The organism is Pseudoalteromonas sp. SG44-1 (assembly GCF_014164315.1).
GTDB classification, from domain to species: Bacteria; Pseudomonadota; Gammaproteobacteria; order Enterobacterales; family Alteromonadaceae; genus Pseudoalteromonas; species Pseudoalteromonas rhizosphaerae.
In genome coordinates this window covers 1-2,365 of record NZ_JACJEW010000144.1, presented here as the reverse complement: position 1 = coordinate 2,365, position 2,365 = coordinate 1, and the positions used below count along the sequence as shown (strand labels likewise).

Annotated in this window: 3 protein-coding genes; all 3 read left to right on the top strand. The window is 43.4% G+C overall.

The genetic code is table 11. The features are described 5' to 3' along the window. Positions 1-80: 80 nt before the first annotated feature. The 3 genes from tnpA (at position 81) to tnpC (ending at position 2,343) form a co-directional block, all read left to right on the top strand. Positions 81-380 (top strand): IS66 family insertion sequence element accessory protein TnpA, encoded by a 300-nt coding sequence (gene tnpA / locus H5187_RS23205; protein WP_182798441.1) that lies wholly within the window; start codon positions 81-83, stop codon positions 378-380. Continuing rightward, on the top strand, positions 377-724 hold the full coding sequence (gene tnpB, locus H5187_RS23200; RefSeq protein ID WP_182798440.1) for an IS66 family insertion sequence element accessory protein TnpB: 348 nt from the start codon (positions 377-379) through the stop codon (positions 722-724). The genes tnpA and tnpB overlap by 4 nt, the downstream gene beginning before the upstream one ends. 95 nt (positions 725-819) lie before the next feature. Beyond that, on the top strand, positions 820-2,343 hold the full coding sequence (tnpC, locus tag H5187_RS23195) for an IS66 family transposase (RefSeq protein WP_182798439.1): 1,524 nt from the start codon (positions 820-822) through the stop codon (positions 2,341-2,343). The last annotated feature ends 22 nt before the right edge of the window (positions 2,344-2,365 follow it).

Below are 2,365 nucleotides of genomic sequence, written 5' to 3'. Positions count from 1 at the left end.
GTAAGCGTCTAGCAAAATGCACCTGCCAGTAACTCGTCAAAATGATTAAGCTATTTCCGAATTTCAATGAGGAGATAGCCATGAGAAAAACACGTAGCCTTGAACAGTGGCGCAGTATTATCGAAGAACAACAAGCCAGTGATTTAACTATTACTGAGTTTTGCCAGCAACATGCTTTATCAAAAACAACGTTTTATGCTGCACGAAGTAAGCTTAATGCTTCATCCAGTCGTTTTGTTCAAGCAAAAGTCACTAAACACGTCGCCCCCACCGAACAGCAACAGCCGATCACGCTTGCTATCGGCAGCGTAAAAATTAGCTTACCACCCACAATGCCTGTCGCTTATTTGAGTCAATTATTACGTGAGCTTGCCTTATGAAAATGTTTGTTGAACCCGCGCGTATTTACTTGCATCGTGACGCCGTGGATTTTCGAAAGTCCATTGATGGTCTGGTCGCACTCGTTGAAAGCGAGCTTGAACGTGACGCTTACACTGGCGCATTATTTTTGTTCTGCAATAAAGCGAAGGATAAACTCAAGCTGGTTTACTGGGATAAAACGGGGTTTGCTTTGTGGTACAAGCGATTAGAAAAACAAAAGTTCAAATGGCCAAGCAAAGTCAGTTTGCAAGAATTTGAACTCAGTCCGGGGCAATTGGATTGGTTGTTGTCGGGATATGATGTGCTTGGTCATGAAGAATTACAGTATCAGTCTATGATCTAATTGATCATATTCACAGTAAACGATCGTTGCCACACAGTCCGTTTTATCTTTGCGTCAAGCAAGAAAACAACGTCAAATTCTGCTAAATTGCGAACATGAAAATTGATGCACTCTCACTTCCTGACGACCCAGAACAACTCAAGCGCATGCTGCTTGAGTTGCAACAGCTTATGGATGAAAAGTTGGCTGAAAAAGATGCGCAAATTCATGAATTGCTGCAAGCTTATAACGCGAAACTAGCCAAAGAGTACGCGAAGAAATCTGAAAAGATGCCGGGTGCTGGAGAGCTCTTCAATGAAGCAGAAGACATTCTTGATGAACATGATAAAGCGCTATTGGCCACATCGCCCTTAGTAAAGACAGAAAAAGCCAAACCGAAACGCCGGCCACTGCCAGCGCAGTTGCCGCGAATTGAGGTGGTTGTTGACCTCGAAGAGGATGACAAAATGTGTGATTGCTGTCAAAGCTCACTACATAAAATGGGTGAAAGCAGCAGTGAAGCACTCGAGTTTGTGCCAGCGCATATCAAAGTCATCAAAACCATTCGCCCTAAATATACGTGCCGTCACTGTGAGCGTGAAAGCATTGAAAGTGTGGTGAAAACCGCAAAAATGCCCGCAACAGTCATTCCAAAAAGTATCGCCACGCCTAGTTTGCTGAGCCAAATAATCACCTGTAAATACCAGCTTGGTTTACCGCTTTATCGCCAAGAAACGCTATTTGCTGATATCGGTATTGAGTTGAGTCGGCAAACCATGTCGAGCTGGATGTTACGCTGCGCTGAACTATTATCCCCCTTGTATCAACGCTTAAAAGACGTGTTGTTATCTCAAGCGGTAATTCATGGCGATGAAACCTCGTTAAATGTTATTAACGCAGAGAAATCAACCAGCTATATGTGGCTGTATTGTTGTGGGGATGATAGGCTGGGAAAAGGCACCAATATAGTCCTGTTTGATTACCATAACAGTCGTGCAGGACACTGTGCGGTTGATTTTCTTGACGGTTATCAAGGTTATATGCACGTTGACGGCTATAAAGCCTACGAGCAAACAAAGGCAACACTGGTTGCGTGCTTAGCCCATATACGCCGAAAATTCATCGAGGCCAAAGGCAATAATAAAAAAACCGTTAAAGCGGATGTGGCACTTAACCTTATTCGCAAGCTCTACGGTATTGAGCAAGCCATCAAAGGTAAAGCGGCCGATGAAAAATTCACCGTTAGGCAGCAAAAAGCCAAACCAATCGTTGATGAATTGTATCAATGGTTACTCAAACACAAAGATAAAACCCCTCCCCAAATGGCGCTAGGTAAAGCAATTACCTATGCGATAAATCAGTTTGAGAAATTCAGGCGTTACCTCGATGATGGCAGGCTCAGTATTGATAATAACCGTGCAGAGCGAGCCATAAAACCGTTTGTAATAGGACGAAAAAACTGGTTATTCTCAAATACCTGCAATGGTGCACATGCCAGCGCCATACTCTATAGTCTTGTTGAAACAGCAAAGGCTAATGACCTTGTGGTGCATAACTATATATCAACATGCTTACAGTACCTTGCTGAGCAGCCAGATAACCTTGAGCCACTGCTACCTTGGAACATTAAACAAAGCTAGGTGTCGTTAGCTATACGCTTAC

Bases quoted from the DNA above. Each gene is read 5' to 3' on its own strand.
- tnpC (WP_182798439.1), top strand. From the start codon at position 820: ATGAAAATTGATGCACTCTCACTTCCTGACGACCCAGAACAACTCAAG.
- tnpA (WP_182798441.1), top strand. From the start codon at position 81: ATGAGAAAAACACGTAGCCTTGAACAGTGGCGCAGTATTATCGAAGAA.
- tnpB (WP_182798440.1), top strand. From the start codon at position 377: ATGAAAATGTTTGTTGAACCCGCGCGTATTTACTTGCATCGTGACGCC.